This window comes from Hadarchaeum sp. (SeqCode), assembly GCF_038871235.1.
Lineage (GTDB): Archaea > Hadarchaeota > Hadarchaeia > Hadarchaeales > Hadarchaeaceae > Hadarchaeum.
Map to the genome: position 1 here is coordinate 1 of NZ_JAVZIN010000011.1, position 25637 is coordinate 25637.

At 53.6% G+C, this 25637-nt stretch carries 29 protein-coding genes; 15 read left to right on the forward strand and 14 right to left on the reverse strand.

The genetic code is table 11. The annotated features are described in order from the left end of the window. Nucleotides 1-2702 (forward strand): PAS domain S-box protein (locus QXT02_RS05750; protein ID WP_342812472.1); only part of this gene is annotated, 2702 nt, incomplete at its 5' end. A 46-nt stretch (nt 2703-2748) separates the two neighbouring features. Here QXT02_RS05750 and QXT02_RS05755 read toward each other — a convergent pair. Then, nucleotides 2749-3183, reverse strand: coding sequence for a hypothetical protein (locus tag QXT02_RS05755; protein ID WP_342812474.1), 435 nt, complete (start codon nt 3181-3183; stop codon nt 2749-2751). A gap of 290 nt (nt 3184-3473) precedes the next feature. Here QXT02_RS05755 and QXT02_RS05760 point away from each other — a divergent pair, with 290 nt between their 5' ends. Both QXT02_RS05760 and QXT02_RS05765 read left to right on the forward strand, forming a co-directional pair. Further along, a complete protein-coding gene (locus tag QXT02_RS05760) occupies nt 3474-4526 on the forward strand; it encodes a hypothetical protein (RefSeq protein WP_342812475.1) in 1053 nt (350 codons plus the stop codon). Nucleotides 4527-4604: 78 nt separating this feature from the next. Then, the gene (locus tag QXT02_RS05765) at nt 4605-5375 is read left to right on the forward strand and encodes a S16 family serine protease (RefSeq protein WP_342812476.1); all 771 of its coding nucleotides are present in this window, start codon (nt 4605-4607) and stop codon (nt 5373-5375) included. An 82-nt stretch (nt 5376-5457) separates the two neighbouring features. Here the strand turns inward: QXT02_RS05765 and QXT02_RS05770 are convergent, their stop codons facing one another. Both QXT02_RS05770 and QXT02_RS05775 read right to left on the reverse strand, forming a co-directional pair. Then, nucleotides 5458-5793, reverse strand: a complete 336-nt coding sequence (locus QXT02_RS05770) for a transcriptional regulator (protein WP_342812478.1) — start codon at nt 5791-5793, stop codon at nt 5458-5460. A gap of 104 nt (nt 5794-5897) precedes the next feature. Next, a complete protein-coding gene (locus QXT02_RS05775; protein WP_342812480.1) occupies nt 5898-6155 on the reverse strand; it encodes a helix-turn-helix domain-containing protein in 258 nt (85 codons plus the stop codon). Between the two features lie 146 nt (nt 6156-6301). Here QXT02_RS05775 and QXT02_RS05780 point away from each other — a divergent pair, with 146 nt between their 5' ends. The 6 genes from QXT02_RS05780 (at nt 6302) to QXT02_RS05805 (ending at nt 11246) form a co-directional block, all read left to right on the forward strand. Beyond that, complete coding sequence (locus tag QXT02_RS05780; protein ID WP_342812482.1) at nt 6302-6775, forward strand: hypothetical protein; 474 nt, start codon at nt 6302-6304, stop codon at nt 6773-6775. 93 nt (nt 6776-6868) lie between these two features. Then, complete coding sequence (locus tag QXT02_RS05785) at nt 6869-7129, forward strand: MoaD/ThiS family protein (protein WP_342812484.1); 261 nt, start codon at nt 6869-6871, stop codon at nt 7127-7129. After that, nucleotides 7101-8003 (forward strand): xanthine dehydrogenase family protein subunit M, encoded by a 903-nt coding sequence (locus QXT02_RS05790; RefSeq protein ID WP_342812486.1) that lies wholly within the window; start codon nt 7101-7103, stop codon nt 8001-8003. The genes QXT02_RS05785 and QXT02_RS05790 overlap by 29 nt, the downstream gene beginning before the upstream one ends. Before the next feature lie 7 nt (nt 8004-8010). Next, nucleotides 8011-8487: a (2Fe-2S)-binding protein gene (locus tag QXT02_RS05795; protein ID WP_342812534.1), complete on the forward strand. Its 477-nt coding sequence runs from the start codon at nt 8011-8013 to the stop codon at nt 8485-8487. Continuing rightward, nucleotides 8484-10811 carry a xanthine dehydrogenase family protein molybdopterin-binding subunit gene (locus QXT02_RS05800; RefSeq protein ID WP_342812487.1) on the forward strand — a complete coding sequence of 776 codons (2328 nt, stop codon included), beginning with the start codon at nt 8484-8486 and terminating at the stop codon, nt 10809-10811. Before QXT02_RS05795 ends, QXT02_RS05800 begins: the two co-directional genes overlap by 4 nt. Before the next feature lie 63 nt (nt 10812-10874). Beyond that, nucleotides 10875-11246, forward strand: a complete 372-nt coding sequence (locus QXT02_RS05805) for an MscL family protein (RefSeq protein ID WP_342812488.1) — start codon at nt 10875-10877, stop codon at nt 11244-11246. Between the two features lie 20 nt (nt 11247-11266). Here the strand turns inward: QXT02_RS05805 and QXT02_RS05810 are convergent, their stop codons facing one another. The 3 genes from QXT02_RS05810 to QXT02_RS05820 are packed head-to-tail and all read right to left on the reverse strand — an operon-like array spanning nt 11267 to nt 13554. Next, nucleotides 11267-11956, reverse strand: coding sequence for a hypothetical protein (locus QXT02_RS05810; RefSeq protein WP_342812489.1), 690 nt, complete (start codon nt 11954-11956; stop codon nt 11267-11269). A gap of 5 nt (nt 11957-11961) precedes the next feature. Continuing rightward, nucleotides 11962-12375, reverse strand: coding sequence for an iron-sulfur cluster assembly scaffold protein (locus tag QXT02_RS05815; protein WP_342812490.1), 414 nt, complete (start codon nt 12373-12375; stop codon nt 11962-11964). Between the two features lie 9 nt (nt 12376-12384). Continuing rightward, a complete protein-coding gene (locus QXT02_RS05820) occupies nt 12385-13554 on the reverse strand; it encodes a cysteine desulfurase family protein (RefSeq protein WP_342812491.1) in 1170 nt (389 codons plus the stop codon). A 78-nt stretch (nt 13555-13632) separates the two neighbouring features. Between QXT02_RS05820 and QXT02_RS05825 the strand changes: the two genes are divergently transcribed. After that, the gene (locus QXT02_RS05825) at nt 13633-14133 is read left to right on the forward strand and encodes a DUF5518 domain-containing protein (protein WP_342812492.1); all 501 of its coding nucleotides are present in this window, start codon (nt 13633-13635) and stop codon (nt 14131-14133) included. Between the two features lie 107 nt (nt 14134-14240). Here QXT02_RS05825 and QXT02_RS05830 read toward each other — a convergent pair whose 3' ends face one another. Further along, nucleotides 14241-14462, reverse strand: a complete 222-nt coding sequence (locus QXT02_RS05830; protein ID WP_342812493.1) for a hypothetical protein — start codon at nt 14460-14462, stop codon at nt 14241-14243. A gap of 66 nt (nt 14463-14528) precedes the next feature. Between QXT02_RS05830 and QXT02_RS05835 the strand changes: the two genes are divergently transcribed. Next, complete coding sequence (locus tag QXT02_RS05835; protein ID WP_342812494.1) at nt 14529-15116, forward strand: hypothetical protein; 588 nt, start codon at nt 14529-14531, stop codon at nt 15114-15116. Nucleotides 15117-15126: 10 nt separating this feature from the next. Here the strand turns inward: QXT02_RS05835 and QXT02_RS05840 are convergent, their stop codons facing one another. Continuing rightward, nucleotides 15127-16266, reverse strand: coding sequence for an aspartate-semialdehyde dehydrogenase family protein (locus tag QXT02_RS05840; RefSeq protein WP_342812495.1), 1140 nt, complete (start codon nt 16264-16266; stop codon nt 15127-15129). 87 nt (nt 16267-16353) lie between these two features. Here QXT02_RS05840 and QXT02_RS05845 point away from each other — a divergent pair, with 87 nt between their 5' ends. Continuing rightward, nucleotides 16354-16494, forward strand: coding sequence for a hypothetical protein (locus QXT02_RS05845; protein ID WP_342812496.1), 141 nt, complete (start codon nt 16354-16356; stop codon nt 16492-16494). An 18-nt stretch (nt 16495-16512) separates the two neighbouring features. On the opposite strand, the gene QXT02_RS05850 is transcribed toward QXT02_RS05845, so the two are convergent. The 6 genes from QXT02_RS05850 to QXT02_RS05875 form a co-directional block, all read right to left on the reverse strand. Next, a complete protein-coding gene (locus QXT02_RS05850) occupies nt 16513-16839 on the reverse strand; it encodes a DUF6951 family protein (protein ID WP_342812497.1) in 327 nt (108 codons plus the stop codon). A 149-nt stretch (nt 16840-16988) separates the two neighbouring features. Continuing rightward, complete coding sequence (gene dapB, locus QXT02_RS05855) at nt 16989-17765, reverse strand: 4-hydroxy-tetrahydrodipicolinate reductase (RefSeq protein WP_342812499.1); 777 nt, start codon at nt 17763-17765, stop codon at nt 16989-16991. After that, a complete protein-coding gene (gene dapA / locus QXT02_RS05860) occupies nt 17765-18643 on the reverse strand; it encodes a 4-hydroxy-tetrahydrodipicolinate synthase (protein WP_342812500.1) in 879 nt (292 codons plus the stop codon). The genes dapB and dapA overlap by 1 nt, the downstream gene beginning before the upstream one ends. Before the next feature lie 3 nt (nt 18644-18646). After that, entirely contained in the window at nt 18647-19876 is a 1230-nt protein-coding gene (locus QXT02_RS05865) for an aspartate kinase (protein ID WP_342812501.1), read from the reverse strand. Further along, the gene (gene lysA / locus QXT02_RS05870) at nt 19873-21180 is read right to left on the reverse strand and encodes a diaminopimelate decarboxylase (protein WP_342812502.1); all 1308 of its coding nucleotides are present in this window, start codon (nt 21178-21180) and stop codon (nt 19873-19875) included. The genes QXT02_RS05865 and lysA overlap by 4 nt, the downstream gene beginning before the upstream one ends. Continuing rightward, nucleotides 21180-22535: an acetyl ornithine aminotransferase family protein gene (locus QXT02_RS05875; RefSeq protein ID WP_342812503.1), complete on the reverse strand. Its 1356-nt coding sequence runs from the start codon at nt 22533-22535 to the stop codon at nt 21180-21182. Before QXT02_RS05875 ends, lysA begins: the two co-directional genes overlap by 1 nt. Before the next feature lie 159 nt (nt 22536-22694). Between QXT02_RS05875 and QXT02_RS05880 the strand changes: the two genes are divergently transcribed. The 3 genes from QXT02_RS05880 (at nt 22695) to QXT02_RS05890 (ending at nt 25632) form a co-directional block, all read left to right on the forward strand. Then, nucleotides 22695-24206: a DHH family phosphoesterase gene (locus tag QXT02_RS05880; protein WP_342812504.1), complete on the forward strand. Its 1512-nt coding sequence runs from the start codon at nt 22695-22697 to the stop codon at nt 24204-24206. 73 nt (nt 24207-24279) lie between these two features. After that, nucleotides 24280-25107: a class I SAM-dependent methyltransferase family protein gene (locus tag QXT02_RS05885; RefSeq protein WP_342812505.1), complete on the forward strand. Its 828-nt coding sequence runs from the start codon at nt 24280-24282 to the stop codon at nt 25105-25107. 93 nt (nt 25108-25200) lie between these two features. Then, nucleotides 25201-25632, forward strand: a complete 432-nt coding sequence (locus tag QXT02_RS05890) for a PUA domain-containing protein (RefSeq protein WP_342812506.1) — start codon at nt 25201-25203, stop codon at nt 25630-25632. Nucleotides 25633-25637: the final 5 nt, after the last annotated feature.

Here is a 25637-nt window from a genome sequence, read left to right on the forward strand (position 1 = left end):
GGCATGTGGCCGACTTTCTCGACGATGAAAATAGAAAGATCTTTGAAGAAAACTTCAAAAAGGCGCTGAGGGGGGAGAGGTGCGTTTACGAGCTCGTGAGGCTCAGAAAGGACGGAGGGAAGGTGTATACTCTCACCTCCTCGGCACCCTTACTCATTGAAGGTAAGGTTAAAGGCACATTTGCCGTTATCACCGATATCACGGATTTGAAGAGGACTGAATCGAAACTAAGGGAAAGTGAATTGAAGTACTCAACCATCGTGGAAAAGGGGCCAGAGGGCGTTGTTATCATCCAGGATGGAATAATAAAATTTGTCAACAGAAGGTTGTCCGAGATCACTGGAATAAAAGTGGAGGAGTATCTTGGCAGTTCATATCTTAATTTTATCGCCCCGGAATACCAGGAACTCGCCGCTGAGCGATACACAAAGAGAATGTCCGGAGTTAAAGTTCCAGATCGTTATGAGATCGAGCTCATTGGCCGAGACGGTCGCCACATCCCCTTTGAGATAATAGCCACGGTGATAGACTACGAGGGTCGGCCCGCGGACATGGTGATACTTCGAGACATCACCGAGCGTAGAAAGGCTGATCAGATGCTACGAGAAAGCGAGGAGAAGTATCGCTCGTTGGTTGAGTCGTCGTCGGACTCCATCTACATGTTGGACAGAGACTTGAGATATATCCAAGTTAATCAGGAGCTGCTGAAAAGGTTAGGCCTGCCGCAGGAGAAAGTAGTTGGCAAAACCTTTGGAGAGCTACATTCTGCCGAGGAAACGAGGGAATTCGAGGCTAAAGCAAGAGAAGTTTTCGAGACGGGGAAAGTGGTGCAACAGGAACACTACCATGCGCGGCTGGGGAGGTATTTTTTGAGAACGATTAGCCCGGTCAGGGACCCGAAAAGCGGTGAAATCAAAGCTATCATTGTGGTGGGAAAGGACATCACCGAACTGAAGCAGGCTTTGGAAAACCTGAAAAAATCCGAAGAGGAATACCGGAGCCTAGCCGAAAATGTTGCTGATATACTGCTTCGAATCGACCTCAACGGGAACTGTACATATGTCAGCAAGTCGGCCTTTGAAGAAACGGGATATACGATTGAGGATGCTAAAAAGTTAAATATCAAGGACATACTCACCCCAGAATCATACGAGACCGCCCTAGCTCGGATAAAAATGTGGAAATCAGGCACCCGAAAGTTGCCCCCTTGGGTGGCTGAAATCAAAAGCAAGGACGGCAGGATCGTACCATACGAGTTGAAAACGTCCCCCATCTTTGAAAACGGCAAACTCAGCGGCATCCAAATAATAGCCCGAAACGTCAGCGAACGCATAGCAGCGATGCAGGCTATTGAACATGCGCGTGCCTACGCAGAATCTATTGTAGAAGCCGTGCATGAACCTCTGGTGGTGCTCGATGCCGACATGAAGGTGATCTCGGCCAACCGCGCCTTCTACGAATGCTTCCAGGTAACTCCCGAGGAGACGGAAAAATACTCGCTGTACGAATTGGGCAACAAACAATGGGACATTCCGGAACTTCGAAAACTCTTAAACGACGTCGTGGAGAAAAACATCTCCTTCAAGGAATATGTGGTCGTACATGATTTCCCTCGCATCGGTAGAAAGATCATGATGCTGAACGCTAAACAGATGCGAACGAAAGAAGGAGGGAAGCCGATGGTTCTACTGGCTATTGAAGACATTACCGAGCGCCATCTGATGGAAACGCAGCTCAGGCGAAGCAGCGAAATCCAGAGCGCGATAGTCTCTCTGTTGAGCCTCCCTCTAAACTATTCCATGGAAGAAATACTAAAACGAGCCCTAAAAACCATTCTTTCTCTCTCTTGGCTCAACCTTGAGCAACGAGGCAGCATTTTCCTTGCTGACGACGAGCAAAACACCTTAGTGCTGAAAACTCAACATAAGGTTCCAGAAATTTTACAAACCTGCAGCACCGTCCCGTTCGGCAGGTGTCTTTGCGGCAGGGCAGCGGCGACCAAGAAAATTATATTCACCGACCATGTGGATGAAAATCACGAGACGAAATACGAGGGAATACGGCCTCACGGCCACTACTGCGTCCCTATTCTGACAGACGACAAGGTCGTTGGTGTAATCGATCTTTACATCCAAGAGGGTCACCGCCAAGACGAGGCGGAGATGGAATTCTTAAAAGCTGCTGCCAACGCTTTAGCGCTAATTATCACGCGCAAGAATTTTGAACTCGAGCAACTGAAGTTCATCTACAGAATTAACGAAATCTCTAAGGGTGAATGCTACCTGTACCGCTCCCACCGTGCCGCCTATAACATTGCCTCACATCTAATGCTGCTTGGGGTTCCCGGCATCTGTTTCACCAGAGAAGACCCTGAGAAACTAATTGAATATAGAATCCCTAAGGAAAACATCATCATAATATCCTCCGTGCCACTGAAGGGTTATGACACAACAGACAATCTCCAAGAAATCAGCATGAGGATCGGTGAATTCATCAGAAATAACAGGGGCTCGATTGTGCTCCTCGACGGGTTAGAATATTTGGTGAGCCGCTTTGGATTTGATATGACTTATAAATTCCTCCAAGAAAAGCGCTTCCAATTCATCGAAAACGATGCAATATTACTGATGCCGGTTGAACTGAATATTTTCAGCGAGAGGGAGAAGGCGTTGTTTGCCAGTGAGGTAAAAATCATCGGTTGAGAACTATTAACTGGTGTTTGTTCCGCTGATGCCTTCGAAAAATAAATTACTCGCCAAGAAAATCCTTGCTCACCTTCAACACATTGGTCCTGAAGTAGCGCTCCTTGGTTATGGCATGCTTTCGCTCGAGATTTTTTACCAGAGCGCTCAGTTTCGATTTCGACATGTCGAGTTCACGTCTGAGTTTGTCCTGATAGGCCCGGCCGTTCGAACGTAGTATTGCTTCAAAAACCCGCCGCTCATCCTCGGTCAGCGTCATCAGGACAACGCGCATCGCCCGCTCCGTGGAATACTTCTTGAAGATAAACGCCAGCACTGAAGCTATTCCGCCGGCAACCGCGGCCATCAAAGCGATAGCAACCAAGATTGTGTAAATATCAAGGCTGGACGAGGCCTGCAATGGGCCATAGAGCAACAGCCCAATGAATATCTGCAGCACGATCACCAGCGCCACAACGCCGAAAGCCTCTCGAAGCGTCATCGGACAGTATTAAGCCAATCAACCTATATAGGTTTGAAAATTATTAAATATCATCACGTTCTGGTTCTCCCTGAACAAATAATAAATAGGGCGTTTAAAAGCTATTTTTAAGAATTAAAGAAATTTTAAAGAATTATGAACGATAAAAAATTGAAAAAAGTCTTAAAAAATATTTTAAAAACCATTTTTTACTTTTCAAAAAGGCAAAATGAACCGTCTTGGGAAATCAATTAAATAGCTATTTCGACTCAGTCCTATCAAAAATCAATGGTGATTTAAAGATGTCCCGGTTGGGAAAAGCGGGTATTGCCGTAGCAATCGTGCTGGTAATAGTTGCAGCATCTATAGGCGGAGCCATGGCCACCCCGATAATCGTCGACTCCATCGGTGCTTCACCGGATTCTCCTCTTTACGGTCTGAGGCGACTTGGCGAAAAAATTCGTATGGTCAGCGAAGAAGAACAGATGAAGAGAAGATGGGATGAATACCTGCAAATGGTGAACAAGGGAAAGGGCTTAGAATATGCACAGATTCTCGAGGAGTTCCATGAGAAGATGACAAAGGTGGCCTCGGCCGAAGTCGAAGCCAAGGAGGAAATCGTGCGGTGGATGCAGGAACAGGTGCCCGGAATTGGGTTGGTGGAACTGAAACTTGCAGGCGAGTGCATCAGCAGGTCCAGAGGATTTGTTGAGAACGCGCCGGGATTTCCTGAGGGTTTGGAGAACATAATCAGGATATTGCAGGAACTGGAGCAGCGGTACCAAGCCGGCACTGATGAAGCCCGGGAAAATATCTTGGCACAGCTCCAGCTGGTAATGGAACAACTACGGATAATGATCAGCCGGATCAGGGGACAGCTGCCTGGAGAGTTGCGCAGATACTTTGACGCTGACAATCTGCTGATGGATGCAAGAATCGGCCTGAAACTTCGCATCGGCGGCGGACCTGTTCCTTGGATCGAAAACAGGTGGCCAGTTCAGGAAAATCTGTCCCAGCTTTTCCTAGAGGGTCTGGAAAAATTCGACAACAAATTAACCAAAGTTCAACAGAAACTTGAAGAAACGTCCGAGAATCACCCAGGGATTAGAGCGGCAGAGGTCCAGATTCAAGCCGCCATAGAACTCAGAGACAACGCCATTGCTGAGAACAGCACCGGCAACCTTGAAAAGGCTGTCTTCATCCTCAAGATGGCCTTCATGCGTCTTGACTGCGCCGAAAGAATGCTGGAACAGGCAAGAGTATGGCGTCCTGAGTTTCCGCCAACTTGGTGGTCGTGGTCAAAAGAGTTACCAATACCAATGGAGCCGTGGAAACAACCAGTGCCTAAAGGCCGGGGTTGGTGAAACTCATCAACAAATTTTTAACATCCAGCGCGGCAAACCCGCTATCGACTTTCAAAATAGATGATCGTTGGTGAAATGATGAGGAAAAAGAACAGGATTTATTTAATTGCCGTGTTCGTGGCTGCCTTGGCCTTCGTTGGCGGAACGGTTTTTGGCATCTCCATCTCGAACCTCGGCAAGATAGAAACTCAGGCAAAGGTTATGGGGTTAGAAAACTCGAGAAGCTCCTCAATTGCCATCGTTGCGGTGAGTGCCAATGAAACTGGCGCGCTGCTGAACCTGAACGTGGAAGTAAGGCCTGGCACCGGCGAGATATACGTGAACACGGCCCCGCTGGTGGAGGCTGATTTTCAATATGCCCAGTGGATCGCGGTCTCGGTCGCAGCGAACTACCTCGGTTTACCTGTGGATGACGATAACGTCGGCATCAAGGGCTTGGACATCAGCTTTTCCGTCAGCTCCGATGAACCAATCCAGCTGGTTGGGGGTCCGAGCGCCGGCGCCGCGATGACGGTACTCACCATCGCTGTGCTGGACAACAAACAGGTCAAAAACAACGTCGTGATCACAGGTGAAATCAATGATGATGGCAGCATCGGCAAGGTCGGTGGACTAATCGCCAAGCTCGAGGCGGCGGAAAAAGCGGGCAAAGAATTGTTCCTAGTCCCGCCCGGTCAGTCAAATGTAATTGTATATAAACAGGTAGCTTACAAGGTTGGTCCTTTCACCAAGATCATGCTTGAGCCGGTAACGGTCAACCTAAACGAGTATGCCGAGAACATGGGCTGGAAAGTCAAGGTCCAAGAGGTCTCAACCATCCAAGAGGCCATTACTCTTATGTTGGAATGAGCTGGTGATGAAAAAGGTAAAGTTAGGTGATTGGTATCAAAAGCTAAACCAACCATGATTGAACGGACAAATAAAATTATTTTCAGCTGGTTCCAAAGTCCTGGAAAATCCCCTTCTTCTTCATCCGGCTACAGATGGCGCAATATCGCCTGACCACATCGGCCTGACTGAGCTTGCCGCTGGCCACATCGTCGGCGAGGCTCCTGATCTCACCGCCGATGGATTTCATCAGCTTCTTTTCCAGCTTCCTCTTGCCCCGGAGCGCGCTAAGGTACTGGCTGACCGCGGGCTGCGTGATCCCCAGCTTCTTCGCCACCTCAACCTGACTCAGCTCGTAGCGCCTGACCAAATCCTTCACCACCATCGCCCGGATAGCGGGCAGCACCTGCCCGCTCACGAGTTCGCACAGCGGCTTCATTTCCTCACCAGATATCCCCTCAACCTAAATTTACATAACTTTGTTATAAATATCCCTTCTGCTCATCCGAAAGAAAAAGCGGGAGCCGGGAGCGGCTTGATCAACTAGGAACCCAGTTTTTCCTTCAGCTTTGCCCAAAACCCGGGCTTTTTCTCCGGGACCGCCTCAGTCCTAGCCGTGGCCCCTTCCTCGGCCTCTATCCTGGCCTCGGGATATTTCTCCACGTTCAGATATTTGTAAACGGTGAGATAGGAGAGATTGAGTTCCTTTGCGATCTTCTGATAAGTCATGCCCTGACTTCTCAGCTCCCGCATCTTCCTTACAACTTCAGGAGTTACTTTTCTTCTTTTATCCTCTTTCATAATTAATCGTTTCCTTCTCTTTATATATTAATTTATTTTTAACAAAACAATACAAAAAATTATCTTTAGATTAAATGATCTCATGAAATTAACATTTTTCGCGGCAAATATATATGTTATAAAAACAATAACTTCATCGGTGATTCATGGCCGAAAGAGGGCAGGTTGGCAGCACCCTCATCGGACTCGGCGCCTTTCTTATTTTTCTAGGAGTACTTTTTCTGCTGTTGGTGTTTCTGGGACATTTACCGAACCAAACCTGGATCTTCCCTTGGATCACGACCAACCGGGCTGCGGTGGTCGGTGTCATCCTCGGGGTAATTCTCCTTGGGGCTGGGCTCCACACGAGAGCCGCTGTCAAGAGATATGAAAGAAAGCTGGAAGAACTTGAGCAGGCTAGAAAGCAGCAGGAGGCCATAATCAGGGCTAAGGCCATCAAACTCGGCAAGGCCAGGGCTAAGGCCAAGAGAAAGGAGATCGCCCTGAAGCTCGCCCACGCAAAGCTGAAGAAAGCTAGGCTGAAGGCGGAGAAAAGAAAACAGGCTTTGCTGAGGGTGCGCGGCAAACTGGGTGAACGCAGCAAACGGTTGAAGAGAATAAGGAAATTAGCCGAGGTCTGAAGGGGAAAGCGAGTAAAACTTCAGACGGGCGGTTTCGGCTAAGTTAACCATAAAAACACCGGAGTTGAAAATCATCTGCAAAAGATGATCTCAATGAGCATCCGGGTCAAAGTTGAACTCATGCCCGGCCTGAGGCCGGTGAGAAAGGAAAACGTTTTTGAGATGGAGCTGCCTCCAGAGTCTAACCTAAAATCGATGCTGCTGGAGGTAGGCTTCAGGGAGGATGAAATCGAGCACCTACGCGTCTTCGTTAACGAAAAACTGGCCTCGTTGAATAAAGAGTTAAAGGATGGAGACAACATCTGGATAGGCATCGTTATGGGAGGTGGAGACGATCATCAAGACCTACAATAGGGCCCTGCTCTGCGACTTTGAATATTTTGAGCCCGTGAATATTTCTGAGGCAGTAAGTTTACTTCAAAAATATGGCGATGATGCCAAGTTGATCGCCGGAGGTACCGATCTGCTGGTTGATATAAAGGAGGAAAAAATCAAGCCTAAAGTTTTAGTGAGCATCATGAAAATTCCCGATCTGAAATGCATTGTTGAGGATGGCACGGAACTCAGGATCGGCGCCGCGACAACCCTAGCAGAGATTGAGGAGTCTCGGGTGATTAGGGAAAATTATGGGCTCATCTGCGAGGCGGCAAAGGAGTTGGGGACCGTACAAGTGAGAAATATGGCTACCATCGGCGGTAACATCTGCAATGCCGTCCCGTCCGCTGACCTGCCGCCCGCGCTGGTGGCCCTCGACGCCCAGTTAAAAATAGTGGGAGCAAATGGCGAGAGGATTCTACCGCTTGAAGAATTTTTCGTCGGCGTGAGGAAAACCAAGCTGAAAAACGAACTGCTGAAGGAGATCGTGGTGGGGAGACCACCCGAGCGCTCGGGAACGGCGTTCATCAAGCTGGCAAGAACCTCGGAGGACCTAGCCATCGTCAACGCTGCCGTCAGGGTCACGCTCAACAAGGACGGCATTTGCGAGGAGGCGAGGGTCGTAGTCGGCGGCGGCATTGGCCCCACGCTGCTCAGATCTAGGGAGGCGGAGAAGATGTTGGAGGGCAGAAAGCTGGACGGGGAAGTCATCGGCAAAGCGGCTGAAATCTGTGGCCAAGGTTTTCAGTGCCGCTCCAAATCAATCCGCGCCTCGCCTGAATATAAAATCGAGGTGGGCAAAGTTCTGGTAAAACGGGCGTTGTTAAAGGCGCTGGAAAGGGTCGGGGGATGAACGGATGATGCGTGAGATTGAATTCACCATCAACGGAAGGAAGAGAAAGGTGTTCGTCAAACCGAAGGATCTGCTCCTCAACGTGATAAGGGATGAGCTGGGCCTGAAGGGAACCAAGTACGGATGCGGGACTGGCGAGTGTGGTGCCTGCACGGTCCTTCTCGACGGCAAGCCAGTCCTCTCCTGCCTGACGCTGGCCGTTGCAGTAAATGGAAGAGAGATAACGACCATCGAGGGTATTGGAACGGATGAAAACCTGCACCCTATCCAGCAGGCTTTCATCGACGCCGGGGCCATCCAGTGCGGCTATTGCACTCCGGGAATGATAATCTCGGCCAAGGCGTTACTGGATAGAAATCAAAATCCCACCGAGGAGGAGATCAGGCGGGCAATAAAGGGAAATCTCTGCCGCTGCACCGGCTACGTCAAGATCATCGCGGCCATCCAGTTGGCTGCAAAGCGAATGAGGGGTAAAAGCCCATGAGGGACTTCAAAATAGTGGGTAAAAGGGTCAAAAAAATCGACGCGGCACTTCTGGCGAGAGGTAAACCCCTGTTCACGGACGACATAAAGCTCGAAGACATGCTCCACGCGCGGATCCTCTGGAGCCCACACGCCCACGCGCGCATCAGAAACATCGACACCAGCGAGGCCGAGGCGCTGCCTGGAGTTCACGCGGTGCTCTGTTACAAGAATGTACCCCGTGTGCTGTACACGAGCGCTGGGCAGGGCTGGCCGGAGCCGTCGCCTTACGACATGGTCATGTTCGACAACAAGGTGCGCTACGTTGGCGACCGCGTGGCAGCCGTGGCGGCAGAAACTGAAGAGATCGCCGAAAAAGCTCTCCGCCTGATCAAGGTCGATTACGAAATTTTACCGGCAGTTTTCGACCCGGAAAAAGCGATGGAGGAAGGAGCACCGGTAATCCATGATGAACCTGACTGCCGACAGTTGTTGCCCCTTTTCTATGACCCAAAACACAACCACTGCGCCCACATCGAAGTTAAGACTGGGGACCCCGAACGAGGTCTGAAAGAGGCCGACGTCGTGGTCGAACACACGATCAAGAACCACTACGCCCAGCACTGCGCTCTGGAACCGCATTCCTGCATTAGCTATCTAGATCATACGGGGCGCCTTGTCGTCCGCAGCTCAACGCAGGTGCCCTACTACGCGCGCAGGATTATTGCCCACTGCTTACAACTTCCAGAGAGGATGGTTCGGGTGATCAAACCAAGGATTGGCGGTGGCTTTGGATCCAAGCAGGAGATCGTTGTTGAGGACGTCTGCGCCATGTTCACGCTGAGGACGAAACGACCCGTGAGGCTCGTCTTCAACAGGCCCGAGGTCTTCGTCTCCACGAGGACCCGCCACCCGATGATAATGAAAGTGAAAACCGGGGTGAAGAAGGACGGAACCGTCACCGCAATCGAGATGCGCGTGATTAGCAACACGGGGGCCTACGGTCCCCACTGCATGACCGTCCTCGGCAGCACCTGTGCCAAGACGCTGCCTCTCTACAGGTGCCAGAACATCAAGTTCATCGGCGACACTGTCTATACCAACCTCCTCAACGCTGGGGCCTACCGGGGCTACGGGGTCCTGCAGGGCACCTTCGCCATGGGGATCATGATGGACGAGATGGCCCACGCGATCGGCATGGACCCGGTTGAATTCTGGAAGAAGAACACCATAAGGGTCGGGGAAACTTCGCCCATCTTCAGCGCGCTGAGCGAGATCGGCAAGGGCGCCGAGCAGAAGGTGGACAGTTGCGCCTTGCCTGAATGCATCGACCGGGGCGCGGAGGCCTTCGGGTGGAAGGAAAAACGTGAGCGCTACCGCAATCAACCTGACGGTCCCCTCAGGCGCGGCGTGGGTATGGTCTGCACCGTGCACGGCGGCACCGTCGCCCTCTTGGATGCCAGCTCGGTCACCGCGAAGATGAACGAGGACGGCTCCTTCAACCTCCTCATCAGCGCCAGCGATGTCGGTGGCGGCTGCGACACCGTGCTCTCCCAGATCTTCGCCGAGGCGCTGGACATCCCGCTGGAGGATGTGGTCATCTACGCCACCGACACCGACGTGACCCCCTATGACAAGGGTGCCTACGCCTCAGGAACCACTTACCTCTCCGGGCTGGCCGTCATCAAAACTGCTGAGGAAATCAAGAAGCAGATACTCCGAGTGGCTTCGGAGATGCTCAACGAACCACCTGAGAACCTGAAGCTGGAAAACAAAGGAGTGGTGTCGACCAAAAGCGGCAGCAGGGTGGAGTTCAGCCAGATCGCCAGACGAGCCATGTACAGTAAGAACCAGTTCCAGATCGCGGCGACGGCTTCAGAGTACAGCCACCTGCACCCACAGACCTTCACAGCCCAATTTGCCGAGGTCGAAGTCGATAAGGAGACGGGACAGGTCAAAGTTCTCTCGTATGTCTGTGCAGTTGACTGCGGGACGGCCATAAACCCGACTCTGGCTGAAGGTCAGGTAGAGGGGTCAATTGTCAACGGGATAAGCTACGCGCTCACCGAGGAATTTATCTTCGATGAAAACGGCCGGGTGTTAAATCCCAACTTCAGAGACTATAAAATATTCTCCGCGCCCGACATTCCCAAAATAAAGACTATCCTCGTGCCTAGCTATGATCCCACGGGTCCCTTTGGTGCCAAGCCCATCGGCGAGCCGGCCATCGATGGAGTTCTGCCCACCATTTCCAACGCCATCTACAACGCCATTGGCATCAGGTTCACCGAGTCCCCCTTCACACCTGAGAAGGTCCTCCGGGCAATAAAGCAGAGGAAGAGGTAACATCGCCGCCCGCTAACAAATTATATAAGATGGAAAACTGCCTCAAACTTGGTTGGTGGAGTCTTGACCGACAATAACGAGATTCTGGAGGAGCTGCGCCAGATCAGGAAGCTTTTGGAGCCAAAGCCTGCACCACCCGCCCCAGCAAAGAAGGGCCTCATCGCGGAGTTTTTGGATTTCATCACCAAGTACAAGGTGCTGGGGATGGCCGTGGCCTTCATCATCGGTCTCTATCTGGGTGCTCTAGTACAGGCTCTGGTGATTGACCTGATAATGCCGATAATCCAGTTGGGGGTTCCGGGAACGATGTGGGAGGCCATCGAGATCGGTCCCTTCAGAGTCGGCCATTTCATCGGCGCATTGATGACCTTTCTGATAGTGGCGCTGGTGATCTTCCTCATCGTGAAAATGACCAAAAGGTGGGGCCTCGAGTAAACCGGATCCGTATCCAGTTTTCACCTTTTCATTTTTTCAGCCTTGGCCAGCAGCAGCAGGCCGAGCACGGCGTCCTCCTTCCGCGGCGTCTCTATCGCAAAATGCAGCGCCAGAAATCTGGCCCGCTGGAGCCTGCTCTCGTACTCCTGCGGAATCAGCCCCTCAAGACCTTGCAGAGCCGCATGTCCCTGCTGAAGCAACTCAGAACCCGCGATTCCTGAGACCTCAACCGTCGTCTGCTCGGGTAAAAGGCATTTTCCACATTCCCCCGAGGCACAATTTATTACTGGCTCTCCACAAACGTTGCAGACCACTGCCGCCCAGATCAGGCGCGACACGGCGTTGGCCACCCTCAGTATCTCCTCGCGGTCCCTCGCCTGTTGGATCTTTATCTTCCCGTTCCTGAAGATGCTGATGTCCCGACCGCCCCACCTCAGCTTGGCCACACCTAAATTCTCGCTGCATCTGAGGTCGGAAAAGCGGTGGCGGTGGATCCTCAGCAACGAGCAGAGCTTCTCTGAGTCCAGAAACCTTGAATCGGTCTCCTTGGTGAGCTCTATGTCGGCCATCAGCTTACCCCGCTCTGAGGTGCACGGGTGTACATAAAGCAAGGCTTCCTTTCTGACCCCGACCAAGTCCTTAACATCGATGCCCTTGGTAACCAGACAGTCGTCCCTGAACTTTGGAACTGTAAGCCTCTCCTCGACCAACGATATCATCCCTGAGAAACCGTGCTGGATTTATGGTATTCGGCGAGCGCCTTCTTCAGGGTTTTATAGGAAAGCACGGCGCAGTGCATCTTTATCGCCGGCAATCCGCCCAGCGCCTCGGCGATTTCCTTGATCTGCAGCTTTTCCGCCTCGGCCACCGTCTTCCCCTTAATCAAGTCCACAGTGACGTCACCGGTGGCTATGTTGGCCGCGCACCCAAAGGAGAGAAACTTGGCGTCAACTATGCGGTTATTTTCGATCTTCAAAAACATCCGGAACATGTCCCCGCACTGTGGGTCACCCTCCTCCGCCACCACGGTCGGGTTCTCCATCTCACCGATGTTCTTCGGATTCCGGAAGCGCTCGAGCAGCTTTTCGCTATACTTAAGCATTCCCCTCTCAGTATATTCCACAGTCATTTCGACACCTCACAGCTGCTCCGGCTTCACCGGGCTTATCCTCCTGAGCTGTTCCACCACGCGCGGCACCACGCTCAGCGTGTAGTCTATTTCCTCCTCGGTGTTATATCGGCTCAGGGTAAACCTTATCGTCCCGTGGGCCACCGCCGCCTTGACCCCGATCGCCGTGAGGACATGGCTGGGCTCCAGCTTGGTCGTGGAACAGGCAGATCCCGTGGCAACCGAAATCCCGTTGAGATCAAGGTGCAGCATCATCGATTCCCCCTCCACACCCTTGAAGGAGCAGCTAACGTTCGCCGGGCTGCGCTTCTCCCCGCGCGGGCCGTTGATCACCGTATGAGGAATCTCCTCCAAGCCGGCCATCAGCCTGTCGCGCAGCCTCCTCATGTTGAAAATATCGCGATCAAAATTCTCAGCCATCAGCTCAGCGGCCCTACCAAACCCTACTATGCCGGGAACATTCTCGGTCCCAGGTTTCAATTTGAACATGGAGATGTAACCGTAGGAAACCGGCTCAATTGGTGTGTTCTCCGTGATGAAGAGGGCGCCAACTCCTTTGGGGCCGTGAACCTTGTGGGCGCTCAGGCTTAACAAGTCTGCACCAATTTTCCTCACATCAATCCTCACTCGACCATAGCCCGCCGCAGCGTTGACGTGAAAGTATATTTTCTCCTTTCGCCCCCGCAGAATTTCACCGATCTCATCCACCGGCTGAATGGTGCCGATCTCGTCGTTAACGTTGGCCACGCTTACCAGTATCGTCTCCTCGGTCAACCTTTTTTCAAGCTCAGCGATATCAACAAATCCCTCACCATCGACGGGAAGATAGTCGACCCTGAAGCCTTCCTTCTCCAGCCTCTCGCAGACCCTGAGCACCGATGGGTTCTCCACCTTGGTGGTTATGATGTGACGCCCGCGGTGGCGGTTAGCATAGGCAACACCGCGGATGGCCATGTCGTTGGCCTGAGTTGCCCCCGAAGTGAAGATTACCTCCTCAGGTTTGGCGTTGATAGTTTCTGCGATGGCCCGCTGCGATCTCTCCACGGCCTCCGCGGCCTCCAAACCAAGTGAATAGGGAAAAATAGGATGGCCGAACTTCTCGGTAAAATAGGGTAGCATAGCGTCAACGACTTCCTTGGCAACTTGGGTGGTCGTGCCATTGTCCAGATAGACCCTCACGCGAGCACCAAGGGATAATAACCCCTTTATAGCTTATACTTTTTATTCCCGCCAGCGCTGTTTATTTGTGATGATCTCATGGAAGAGTTGACCTTCCGGGCTGCCTACGCGATTTTTGGGGCGGCTCTCTTTGTCCTCCTACTCTTCATTTTCAGCCGCAAACTCGACCGCAGGACTTTTTTGATTCCGGTAGTAGTGGGCTTCATCTTCTCCGCCGTCACAGCTCAACTCATCGGCGGCGGCGTGGCTTCTCCCCTCTTCGGCGGCGTCTTGACGGGATACCTGATAAAAAACACCACTGAATGGAAGACGCTCTTTCGGGCTGGTGCCGTTAACGCAACCATAACCTTGGCTGTACTGTTCGTGCCCATTCACCTCTTTCTCTACCAAACCAGTCTTCCAGATATCCTAGCGATGATCTCCACAGCCGGATACACGGTAAACGCGGAGCAGCTTCTCTACCTGCTCATCGGTAACTTCCTCCTCTACTACGTGACCATCTTCATCGTCCTCACTGGGCTGGGCGCCATCTTGGGGAGCTACCTGCGCAGGGTTTTGATGCCCGCCAAGCAACCTTGACGGCCGCCATTGATCCTAGCGGCACTAAAAACCGCAATCCATTTATCCGAAAAGAGCTGACGATTTCACGGTAGCGGGAGAGCTACCCTCCGTAGCGAGCCTAGTGCCTACAAGGGTAGGGCAGCATGGAGTGCCCGCCGGTCGTGGGAAAACCACGGGCGAAGCTCATAAGGCGTCAAGCCGTGAGTTTGGCGCTCCTGCGACACCCGGAGACATTCGTGCCAAAAGGCATGGATGCCGGAAGTCGGTGGTTCAAGAGAAGGCGGCGGCAAGCCGGCTTCTGAAGTTCCACCCCCCGCTACCATCCCAAAACTGATTTTTATAGCCATAACGCCGCACCACTTGAGACCAAAAATCTCTTCTCCTTTACCGCCGAAAATTAAGGGGATGATAGCATGGTCGACTTCTTCTTCATCGTGTTCTTAACCTTTCTCTTCGGGCCTCTAGGCTCCACGCCCTACTGCTTTTCCCAGGGACTGTCCATCCTTGAAACGGCGCTTCTGGTGAGCATCGTCCACGCCGCCCTTGTCCCGATCTGGTTCCTCATCTTGGAGGCCATTCGCTACCGGTTAATCTACGAGAACCGTCTGATCAAAAGGATCGCTCGTAGTGCCTGGACTAGGTCGGAGAGACTCCGGGCCAGCCTAGAGAAAAACACCCGAGAATTTGAACGACGGGTGGGTCAGAAGGGATTCGGGATTGGTGTAATGGCATTCACCTTTACCTTCGGCGTCTCCTGGGCCGCCCTCGCCGCCGTGATGCTCAACATAAAGAAAAGCACCATAATTTACTCCATTGCCGTGGGTGCGGTGGCCTCAAGCGTCTTCACCGCAGTCACCCTAGGAACCGTCGGAACACTGCTGCCCAGCCCTTGGCTCCTCTACCTCGTCGGCGTGGGCATCATCCTATTAATATTCGGCTACCAGAAATATCGCGAGCGCAGACTGTTGCGCGAGTTATCAAGGCCAAAAATGCTGCGATGATTAGTCCAATTCACTTGACTAGGCCGATGCTGTAGAGGTACTCCGCAGCCAGAACCGCGCCCTTCGCCGCACCCAGCTCGGTGTTGTGGGAAAGCACAGTGTACTGAAAGCCATTCTCGAAAACATTGGGCTCCACTCCACCGATGACGGCGACCATCCCTCCCTCGACCAAGCAGTCAAACCTCGGCTGCGGGCGGTCGACCGCCTCGGTGACGACGATGGGTTGCCTCGGCGCCGTGGGCAGGCCCAGCCGCTGCGGCTCGCCCCGGTAGTTCCTCCAAGCCTCCTTCAGCTCCTCAACGGTGCATTTATCCCTCGTCTCAATGAAGACCGACTCGGTATGACCGTCGAGAACAGGGACGCGGTTGCACTTGCAGGCTATCTTGAAGGAAGCCGGGACAATTCGGCCCTCGATGAAATCGCCGAGCAGCTTCACCGTTTCCCTCTTGACCTTCTCCTCCTCCCCCTTGATGTATGGGATCACGTTGCCCTCAAAGGTCCCGGGAACATATTCCGGGGAGGGCTCAGGCAAGTTGCTGCCTTGGGCCCGTCGCTGACTTGCCCAGCTGCTGACCGCCGCGTAACCAGCACCGGAAACTGCCTGCATTGACGCCATCGTCACCCTCTCCAGCCCGAACCTATCATAAATGGGCTTCAGGGACAAGGCCAAGCCGATGGTGGTGCAGTTGGGCTGCGGAACGACGAAGCCCTTCCAGCCTCGCCTCCTCTGCTGAATCTCGATGATCTTAACGTGTTTCTCGTTAACGCCGGGAAGATAGGTGAAGCTATCATCAAAATACCTGTAGGCCGAGGCCGTGCTGACGACCGGCTTCTCCCTAGCAATTTTACCCTCGACCCCAAGCGCCGTCTCCGAAGGCAGCGCGGAGAAAAAGAGGTCCACCTCATCCCCGCGGGCCTCGTTAACGTCCCTCACCTCTAGGTCAAGAATTCTCCTCTCGGGGGCGGCCTTGAGAAACCATCTGGACTCCTCGGTGCCGAAGCCCAGCGCCTCGGCATAGCTCTTTCCGGCCGACCTCTCGGAGGCAAAGAGAGCAGAGATCTGGAACCACGGGTGGTTCTGCAGGTTCGCGACGAACTTCTGCCCCACTTCACCGGTCGCGCCCAGTATGCCCACGCTTATTCTTGCCACCATCGCACCTGCCAAATTTTCGTCAATACTAAAATTTATGAGCGAACACCTTTTAACAGTTACCTACCAAAATCAGCTGGTGATCGGTTGCCTCGCCGCAAATACGGGCACATGGTCGGGCCGCTGCCGCAGCCGCCGAAGCCGGAAAAATGCCGTTTCTGCAGATCCGGGCGACCCTGTCCCTTTCACAAACAGAACCAGCGCCTGCAGGACCATGTGCAGACCTAGCGGGTCAAGATTTTAGGTCTACTCCTCGAAAATTATCTTGAGTTCCTTATTGCTCAGGGCCAAGTTCTTGGAAATGAGCTGATTTTCTATCCAGCAGGCGTTCATCACGGCAACGGGAACAATGCAAGTGGGAGTCAAGTGGGCCTCGCGAGCCCTCGAAAAGACCGGGCTCGTCTCCGCCCGGTATAGGTCCTCCTTTCTCACCTCAGGCAGGCACTCACCATAATCCCTTATCTTAGCACAACTGCTCTCCAGCTTCACCTTTGTGGACCGACCATCTTTCACAACCGTGACCACCGTCTTAAATCCACAAAGCCTGCTGTCAACGATTACCCTAGTTGTCATTTTTCATTACCTACGCTTTCCAACTGTTGCTTATAATATAAAATCTCTCCGAGGAAAGAGAGATAGCTCCAGTGTAAATTGGTGACAGTCAACTCGTGCCCCCGACAGAATTGAAACAATTCATAACATTTCTGAAAAATGAGTGTTGATTATCGCAGCCCAAGCACATCCTGCATGTCCCTTATTATTCCGGGCTTCCCCTTCTTGAGCACGTAGCGAATTGCCCTCATCACCCCAGCTGCAAAAACCTCGCGGCTCTTGGCCCGGTGGGTAATCTCCAGAGCCTCAAAGGGGTCTGAAAACACCAGCGTGTGATCGCCAACCACCTCTCCCTCCCGAATCGACTTTATCTTAATCTCCTCGGGATCAATGCCGAGCTCCTTTGCCACCTCCTCCGCTGCCTTCAACGCCGTTCCGCTGGGGACATCCTTCTTGTAAACGTGGTGTACCTCAGTGATGCTGGGCTCATAATCCCTGCCGAGGATGGCGGCGGCCTCACGAGCCAGCTTGAAAAACACATTCACCCCGACTGAGAAGTTGGGGGAAATCACCGCACGGATGCCGCTCCTTTTTATCGTCCTCTCCAGCTCCTTTCTCTGTTGTTCCGTGAAACCAGTGGTGCCCACAACAACAGCAACCTTGGCCCGGGAGGCGGCTTTTATATTCTGTACTGAGGCCTCGGCAACGGTGAAGTCGACGAGGACATGGGGCTTGGCTTTCTTGAGGACCTCGCTGAGCTTGGTCGACTCCACGAGATTGACACCCAGCTTCTGGGCGCCAGCAATTAATCCGGCATCCTTCCCCATCATAGGGTGCTCGGGCACGTCCACCGCCGCCACTAGCTTCATGTCCTTCTGGCTGGCCACTTGGCGGACGATCAGCCTTCCCATTCGTCCGGCCGCCCCGCAGACCGCTACCCGGATCATCACAACACCCCCATCTCGACCAGAACCCGGCGCAGCTTCTCCTGATTCTCCGGCTGCATTTCCACCAGCGGCAGCCTGTAGCCACCAGCGGGCATACCCATCCAGTTCATAGCAGTCTTCACCGGTACCGGGTTGGTCTCGATAAAGAGCGCCTTGAAGAGCGGCATGAGTTCATCGTTCAACCTCCTCGCCGTCTCGACATCACCCGCGCGGAAGGAATCGACCAGTTTGACCACCTTCTCAGGTACAATATTGGATGCCACCGAGATAACCCCCCGACCACCCAACTTCATTATCTCAAGGGTCAGTGCGTCGTCACCTGAAACTACCGTGAAATCCTCTCCGCGGGTAAGCTCGATAATCTTGGCCACTTGGTTGAGATCACCGCTGGCCTCCTTCACGCCCACGATATTCTTCAGCTTGGCCAGCTTCGCCATCGTCTCCGGAAGCATATTCACTCCGGTGCGGGAGGGGATATTATATATCATCTGAGGAATGTCGACTTCCTCGGCCAGTTTCTTGAAATGGGCGTAGAGACCGGCTTGGGTGGGCTTATTATAGTAGGGCACAACGATCAGCGCGCCATCGGCCCCGACCTCCTTTGCGTGCTTGGTGAGCATCAGCGCCTCCCAGGTGCTGTTGCTCCCGGTCCCGGCCAAGACCGGCACCCTGCCTCCCGCCTCATCGACAACAATCTCAATGACGCGGTTGTGTTCCTCGTAGGAGAGGGTGGGCGATTCTCCGGTGGTGCCGGTCGGAACCAAGCCGTGGATGCCCTTCCTGATCTGGAACCTCACGTTCTCGCGAAGTCCCTCCTCATCGATCTTCCCATCCCTGTCAAAGGGGGTCACCATCGCAGTATAAACGCCCTCAAACATAGATCAACCCTCGATATCTTTCATTGCTTTTTTGAAGAGTTTCAGCGCCTCCTCACGGACCTCCCAGTTAACGAAGAAGCTTATCGATGCCCGGCTGGAGATTATCTCGACGATGTTGATCTTGGCCCGGGCCAGGGGCTCGGTCAACTTTGCGATAACGCCCGGGGCATAGATGAAACGCTCGCTCTCAGTTACGATCATGGCGATGTTGCCCTCGCTGGTGATCGCCTTCAGCTTGCTGCCGACGACGACGCGGTGAAGTATCGTCATCGCCCTCTTCGCGTCCTCCTCGGCAAGATAGATGGAGAATGATCTGGGGCCGATGGAAACTGCATAGATATTTATTCCTGCCTTGCTCAGCGGGGCTGAAAACTTGGCCAGAATGCCCGGCGTGGTCTGCATGGACTCACCCACGATCGTCAGCATCGCCAGCGGCTTTTCGTGCAGCCTAACGCTTGCCAAACCATCATCCCTCGGACCAACTATTTTGGTTCCACTCACACGTAAATTACCGTGTCGATAGTGTATAACCTTCGCGCTTATGTCCGGGTCCTTGTAAGCCATCGCCCTCGGGTGCATCACTTGGGCCCCGAACCTGGCGAGATCGGTCATCTCCTCGACCGTGATGCTCCTCAGGAGCTTGGCCTCGGGAACCTTGTTAGGGTCAGCCGTCATAACTCCTTCGACATCGGTGACGATAATTACCTCGTCGGCTTTCAAGCACCTGCCAATGAGAAAGGCGGTGATGTCACTGCCGCCCCGACCGATAGTCGTCACGTTGCCCTTTCTATCACGTCCCAGAAAGCCGCAGATGACAGGGACCACTCCATCCTCGAGTAGAGGCACGATAAACTTCTGCACCCGCTGTTTAGTGGCCTCGAAGTCGATGTTCGCCATGCCGAAGTTGCTATCCGTAATCACCGGCCAGATCTCCATCCCTGGATCAACATAAATCGACTTTACGCCCAAGCTTTTCAGCGCTGCTGAGAAGATACGGGCGCTGGTGCGTTCCCCCATCGCCAAGATATCGTCAAAATCCTTGGGGTCAATCTTATCCTGAGAGCTGCCCTTCGCCGCCGCCACCAGTTCATCGGTGTAATGCCCCATCGCCGAGACCACCACGACAATCTGGGTTCCTCGGCGGTACTCATCCCAAACGGACTTGGCCCCCAGCCTGATGCGATCGGCATTGCCCACGCTGGTGCCGCCGAACTTCACCACAATGCGCCTCATTTCAACCAACCGGGAATTCGGTCAAGCCTAGTGAGATCGTCATACGTTTCTCTTCTTCTGACTATCTCGGCCTTTTCTCCGTTAACGAGAACCATGGCCGGTCGCGGCTGGGCGGTATGCTGACAAGCCATGGCCAGCCCGTATGCGCCCACATCAAAAACCACCGCGAGATCTCCTTGCTCAACTTTGGGCAGCCTTCTATCCTTCCCGAGAAAATCTCCAGATTCGCAGAGCGGGCCAGCGACGTTGACGAGTAACTCGTTCCTCTGATTCATCTTGTTGGCGAGTTCAATATGATGATAGGCACCATAAAGTGCCGGCCTCATCAGAGCATTCATGCCCGCATCTACCGCCACCCAGTCCGGCATGCCCGGGCGCTCCTTGATATAACCAACCCTGGCCAACAACACACAGGAATCACCGACAATGAAGCGGCCGGGCTCCAGCAACAGCATTGGCTTTTCCAGTCCCTCTTCATGTACGACTCTTTTCACCACGTTGACCATCTTCTCAGCCACCTCCTCCGGAGGTAACTCCTTGTCCCCAGGCTTGTAGGGGATTCCGATGCCGCCGCCGAAGTCCACAAACTTGATGTCGATGTCAAACTTTTCTTTAACCTCAGAAACAATCCCCATGATCTTTTCAGCCTCCTCCACAAATGGAGAGGCATCCAAGATCTGTGAACCCACGTTGGCATGGATGCCAAGCACTTCAACGGAGGGCATCTCCTTGGCGCGCTCGTAAGCCGCCAAAGCTTGACCGCTAGGGACATCAAACCCGAACTTGCTCTCCCTGAGTCCCACAGCTATATAAGGGTGGGTGTCGGCCCTGATGTCTGGATTTATCCTGAAACCGATCCTCGCCCGCTTGCCGAGACGGCGTGCTATTTTATCAATCGTCTCTAGCTCCTGAAAGCTGTCGACGTTAATCAGGACATCGTTAAGTATGGCCAACTCCAGCTCCCGATGGGTTTTGTAGTTACCGTTGAAGACAATTTTTTCGCCGAGAATACCTACATTAAGAGCAATCCTGAGTTCTATTTCTGAGCTGACGTCAGCGCCCGCGCCTTCGGACTGGAGGATCTTCACCACAGCCATGTTCGAGTTCGCCTTAAGGGCATAGTGTATCCTCACCTCAGGCCAGCGACTAGAAAAAGCCCTAAGATAGCGCCGATACCTCTCGCGGATTCTCTGCTCATCAACCACATAGAGGGGGGTGCCAAATCTCTCAGCTAGCTCCACCGCATCCAAATTGCCGATCACCAAGTGACCCAGCGAGTTCACCGAAAAATGCTCCTTGAGCATCAACATTTTCTCTCGACCTCTCGCAGGGACTCCTCAAGTAGATTTAGGCCGAGGTCGAGGTCCCGCTCACTTATTATCAGCGGTGGTGCAATCCTGATGCTGGCATTGCCTCCCCTGAAGACAATCAGTCCTCGCTTCAAAGCCTCGGCCACGATCATATCCCGTTCCTTGACCCCGTGCTGCTTCGTCCGCTTGTCCCTGACGATCTCCAAGGCCAACATCAGTCCCAGTCCCCTCGCCTCCCCGACGATCTTCGACTTCTCCTCCAGTTCCTTCAGCCGTTTCAGAGCCATTTCACCGAGATCGGCCGCTCTCTTGACTAGCTTCTGCTCCTCAAGTATCTTCAGGCCCTCAATCGCCGCAGCGCAGGCGACAAGGTTGCCGCCGAAGGTCGAGGCGTGGGCACCGGGTTCCCAATCCATCACCTCGGCCCTAGCGATCATGGCACCTATCGGGGCTATCCCGCAGGAAAGTGCCTTGGCCAGACAGATGATATCTGGGACTACACCCCAGTGTTCGATGGCAAACATCTTGCCCGAGCGGCCCAGCCCCGTTTGAACCTCGTCGACTATGAAGAGCCAGCCGTGCTCATCACAGAGTTCCTTGATCTGTTGATAATATCCCGGGGGCGGTATTATGTAACCCGAGTTTCCCTGAATGGGCTCGGTGATGATCGCAGCCACCTCCTCGGGTGGCACCACCTTCCTCAGTTGATCCCTAATGAAATCAACGCAGAGGAAACTGCAGTCAGGGTGGGTCTTGCCAAACGGGCAGCGATAGCAGTAAGGGTAGGGTAGGTGGGTGACCCCCGGGACCAAGGGTGAGAAGTAGCGGTGGTGCAAGACGTTTGTGGAGGAAAGGCTCATCGCGCCAAAGGTTCTGCCGTGAAAGGCCCCGGTGTAAGCGAGCATCCTCGGGCGTCGGGTGTGCCAGCGGGCGCACTTGAAAGCAGCCTCAACCGCCTCCGCCCCGGAATTGCCGAAGTAGACCCTCTTGGGAAAATCACCCGGAGTTATCCTCACCAGCCTCTCCGCCAGCTCCACTTGAGCGGGATAGTAAAAGTCGGTCCCGGCGAAATGGGTCAGCTTTTTGGCCTGCTTAACCACGGCCCTGATGATGCGGGGATGCGAGTAGCCGTAGTTGAGCACGAACATTCCGGAGGAGAGGTCCAAAAGCACATTGCCGTCTAGATCCTTTACATAGCATCCCCAGCCCTCCTCCGCCGCAATTGGCTCGGCCCTAGTGTAAGACGGGGACATCACCTTCTCGTCCTTGGCCACGAGCTCCCTCGCCCTAGGGCCGGGAATCTCCTTGATCACTCTCGGTCCTCCCTTGACCCACGATGGCTTTGACATAAGATCACACCTCATCCTTGATTCTTTTCTCCTTAAATATTTGAGGAAAAAATCATTTTCTTAACAACTGGTGGTTATGGTCATCATGAATGCCGAAAAACAGACCAACCTCATCCATTAATATTTGATGAGAAATAGATATGCGAGGAGGCCGGACGCATGTATCTCATTCTGGGATGCGGCGACGTGGGTTACTCGGTAGCGGCCGAGCTAAAGAGTCGCGGCGCAGAGCTGGTGATCATCGATCGGGACCCGAAGCGCGTTGAGCAGCTGAAGCAGCTGGGCTACAACGCGGTCGTGGGTGACTTCGGTCTGCCCGATGTTCTGCGGGAAGCCGGCTTTGAGCGCGCCGAGATGATCCTAATCATGGCTCCTGAGTTCTCCTCTGTGGAAAGTGCTCTGGGCGCCATCGGCAGGCTCAAGACGGAACTAAAGATTGACCCGGTCGTGGTCGCTCGGGTCACTGACGAGGCCGAGGTTGATGAGGTTAAAAGGCTGGGGGCCAGCGACGCCCTACCCAGCTCACAGCTCTTGGCGAGATTTACCGTCGACAGGTTTGAAGCCCTCAGGGCCATGGTCAAGGAGAAGAGGCTCCGGGCCTTAATCCAAGAGTTGGTCGGCGGCAGGCTTGCCATCGTCCTTCAGACCAATCCCGACCCTGACAGCATCGCCAGCGGGGTGGCGCTCAAGCGCTATGCCAAGGCCTTCGGGCTCGACTCCGACCTGATTTATGACGGTGTGGTCGGACATCCTCAAAACCGCGCCCTAGTCAACCTGCTGGAGCTGAACCTGCAAGAGGCCGAGAAAACCGACTTCACCAAGTACACCTCGTTTGCGCTGGTGGACGTGGCCACGCACGCTAACTGCGCCCTACCAAAGAGCATCATCCCAACCATCGTCATCGACCACCACTCGGTGCCTTCAGGAGAAGTCAGGGGGAGATATGTAGACACCTCCCTTGTCGGCGCCAACGCCACCATCATGACAAACTACCTCAAGTATGGTGGGGTTGAGATCGATGGACCCACTGCGGCGGCCTTGATCGTCGGGATCCTCACGGACACCATGTTCTTCACCCGCGGGGCCAAGGCACCTGACTTCGAAGCCTTTGAGCATCTGATGAAAATCGTGGACACAGATTTGCTCAACCGGCTGCTCTGGCCGACGATAACCTCTGACGCCCTGGATGTTCTGGCGACAGCGATAAAGAACAGCAAGTTGAAAGGGGGCTACTTATTAGCCAACGTGGGTGAGGTCAAAGAGAGAGATCTCATCGCCCAGGCTGCCGATTTTCTGCTCAACCGAGATGGGGTCACGACCACTTTCATCTACGGCATCTGTGGCGACGTCGTCCGCGTCTCGGCGAGGACCAAGGACGTAACCCTTCACTTGGGCCAGAAGTTGAGGGAGGCCTTTAGCGAGATCGGCTCGGGCGGCGGGCATCCGCGAATGGCTGGTGCCACCATACCGCTCACCTACTTTGGCAGGGCAAACCGCGCCACCGTCAAAAGAGAACTGAACCGGGTGGTCGCGAAAAGGTTCCTCGAAGCGGTGGGGCTGGAGAAACCGAAGACAAAACGGAAGAAAAAACCCAGCGCGCCGGCGCCTAAGCCGAAAGCCCCCAAGCAGAAGACGGTCGAGCCCCCGCCTCAACAGCAACGCCTGTTGTGAAAAACCCTGATTAATCTGGAAAAGATCCTGCTTGAGTTTATCCCAAAGAAAAAGAATCATAATTGGGGTGGATTTGACGAACCTCCACGAGTCCCTGCAAGGAATTCTCACCAAAAAGGAGCTGGAGTTGCTGCCGAGGAGATTCAAGAGAATTGGACACGTGGCGATCATCAATTTACCTGACGAACTTCTAAACAGATCCCAGGAGATCGCGCTGAAGATAATGGAACTCACCGGCGCCAAGACTGTCGCCCTGAGCGAAGGAGGAATCACAGGAAAATTTCGAGTACCACGGCTGAGGGTCATCGCTGGCAATCCCAATACTGAAGTCATCCACGTGGAAAACGGTTGCAGATTCAAAATGGACGTAGCGAAGGTCATGTTCTCCCCGGGCAATGTCCACGAAAGAAAAAGGATCGCCGATTTGGTTTCACCGGGCGAGGTCGTTGTTGACCTGTTTGCCGGCGTGGGCCAGTTCAGCATCCCCATTGCCGTACATGCCAAACCCCGCCGTGTCCACTCCATCGAGATGAACCAGATCGCCTTCGGCTATCTCCAGGAAAACGTCAGGATTAACAAGGTGGGCCACATCGTGAGACCAATCATGGGTGACTGTAGCGCGGTCGCCCCGAAGGGTGTTGCCGACCGGGTGATCATGGGGATTCTCCACGTGACCCACCGCTACCTGCCGCTGGCGATGGAGGTCCTCAAGCCGGAGGGTGGCGTGATTCATTACCACGAGACAGTACCCTCGCCGCTCAGGTTCAAGCGCCCGGTAGAAAGAATTTTTCAGGCGGCAGGTGGTCGAGAAGTGGAGATAATCAACCGACGTGTTGTGAAAAGATATTCTCCTGGAGTTGACCATGTGGTTGTCGATGCGAAGATCGGCGGGATGAAATAGCTGGGTTTTTAGCGAGCCAATAAGATGTAAACTAAGGGGGTTGATCAAATCCTGCAGGAACCTACCCAGAAGGAACTCATCAAGCTCAGGGCTATGGCCGACTATCTTTTTGACAGAGGAGTCGGAGCGCAGCTTTTTCCAGATGGTGTTCGCGTCATCAAAACTCACGGCAGGATCAGGCAGGTCTGGCTGGGCGACAAAATCCTGTGCACGATCAGGGCCTCAGATGGGTTCATCGTGCTAAACAGGAAAGGTGCGGAACTTCTCCATGCCGCCCTCAAGCCACCGCGCCTGAGGGTCACCGTGAGCGAAGAAGCAGCCCCATTGGTTGCCAGCGGCAGAACTGTCTTCGCCAAGCACGTGATGGCCGCGGACCCGGAGATCAGGCCGGCTGAAGAGGTTCTTGTCGTTGACCCCCAAGACAAACTGCTCGCCAGCGGTAAGGCCCTGCTCAACGGGGAAGAAATGGTAGCATTTAAGACGGGTGTGGCAGTGGTGGTCAGAAGAGGTTTTGGTGGAGATTAATGTTT

Coding starts and splice junctions, on each gene's coding strand:
- QXT02_RS05755 (WP_342812474.1), bottom strand. CDS start 3,183: ATGACGCTTCGAGAGGCTTTCGGCGTTGTGGCGCTGGTGATCGTGCTG.
- dapA (WP_342812500.1), bottom strand. CDS start 18,643: ATGTTTGAGGGCGTTTATACTGCGATGGTGACCCCCTTTGACAGGGAT.
- QXT02_RS05770 (WP_342812478.1), bottom strand. CDS start 5,793: ATGAAGCCGCTGTGCGAACTCGTGAGCGGGCAGGTGCTGCCCGCTATC.
- QXT02_RS05800 (WP_342812487.1), top strand. CDS start 8,484: ATGAGGGACTTCAAAATAGTGGGTAAAAGGGTCAAAAAAATCGACGCG.
- QXT02_RS05765 (WP_342812476.1), top strand. CDS start 4,605: ATGAGGAAAAAGAACAGGATTTATTTAATTGCCGTGTTCGTGGCTGCC.
- lysA (WP_342812502.1), bottom strand. CDS start 21,180: ATGCTCAAGGAGCATTTTTCGGTGAACTCGCTGGGTCACTTGGTGATC.
- QXT02_RS05880 (WP_342812504.1), top strand. CDS start 22,695: ATGTATCTCATTCTGGGATGCGGCGACGTGGGTTACTCGGTAGCGGCC.
- QXT02_RS05830 (WP_342812493.1), bottom strand. CDS start 14,462: ATGGCTATAAAAATCAGTTTTGGGATGGTAGCGGGGGGTGGAACTTCA.
- QXT02_RS05890 (WP_342812506.1), top strand. CDS start 25,201: ATGGCCGACTATCTTTTTGACAGAGGAGTCGGAGCGCAGCTTTTTCCA.
- QXT02_RS05815 (WP_342812490.1), bottom strand. CDS start 12,375: ATGACTGTGGAATATACTGAGAGGGGAATGCTTAAGTATAGCGAAAAG.
- QXT02_RS05795 (WP_342812534.1), top strand. CDS start 8,011: ATGCGTGAGATTGAATTCACCATCAACGGAAGGAAGAGAAAGGTGTTC.
- QXT02_RS05785 (WP_342812484.1), top strand. CDS start 6,869: ATGAGCATCCGGGTCAAAGTTGAACTCATGCCCGGCCTGAGGCCGGTG.
- QXT02_RS05780 (WP_342812482.1), top strand. CDS start 6,302: ATGGCCGAAAGAGGGCAGGTTGGCAGCACCCTCATCGGACTCGGCGCC.
- QXT02_RS05825 (WP_342812492.1), top strand. CDS start 13,633: ATGGAAGAGTTGACCTTCCGGGCTGCCTACGCGATTTTTGGGGCGGCT.
- QXT02_RS05775 (WP_342812480.1), bottom strand. CDS start 6,155: ATGAAAGAGGATAAAAGAAGAAAAGTAACTCCTGAAGTTGTAAGGAAG.
- QXT02_RS05835 (WP_342812494.1), top strand. CDS start 14,529: ATGGTCGACTTCTTCTTCATCGTGTTCTTAACCTTTCTCTTCGGGCCT.
- QXT02_RS05865 (WP_342812501.1), bottom strand. CDS start 19,876: ATGAGGCGCATTGTGGTGAAGTTCGGCGGCACCAGCGTGGGCAATGCC.
- QXT02_RS05850 (WP_342812497.1), bottom strand. CDS start 16,839: ATGACAACTAGGGTAATCGTTGACAGCAGGCTTTGTGGATTTAAGACG.
- QXT02_RS05875 (WP_342812503.1), bottom strand. CDS start 22,535: ATGTCAAAGCCATCGTGGGTCAAGGGAGGACCGAGAGTGATCAAGGAG.
- dapB (WP_342812499.1), bottom strand. CDS start 17,765: ATGATCCGGGTAGCGGTCTGCGGGGCGGCCGGACGAATGGGAAGGCTG.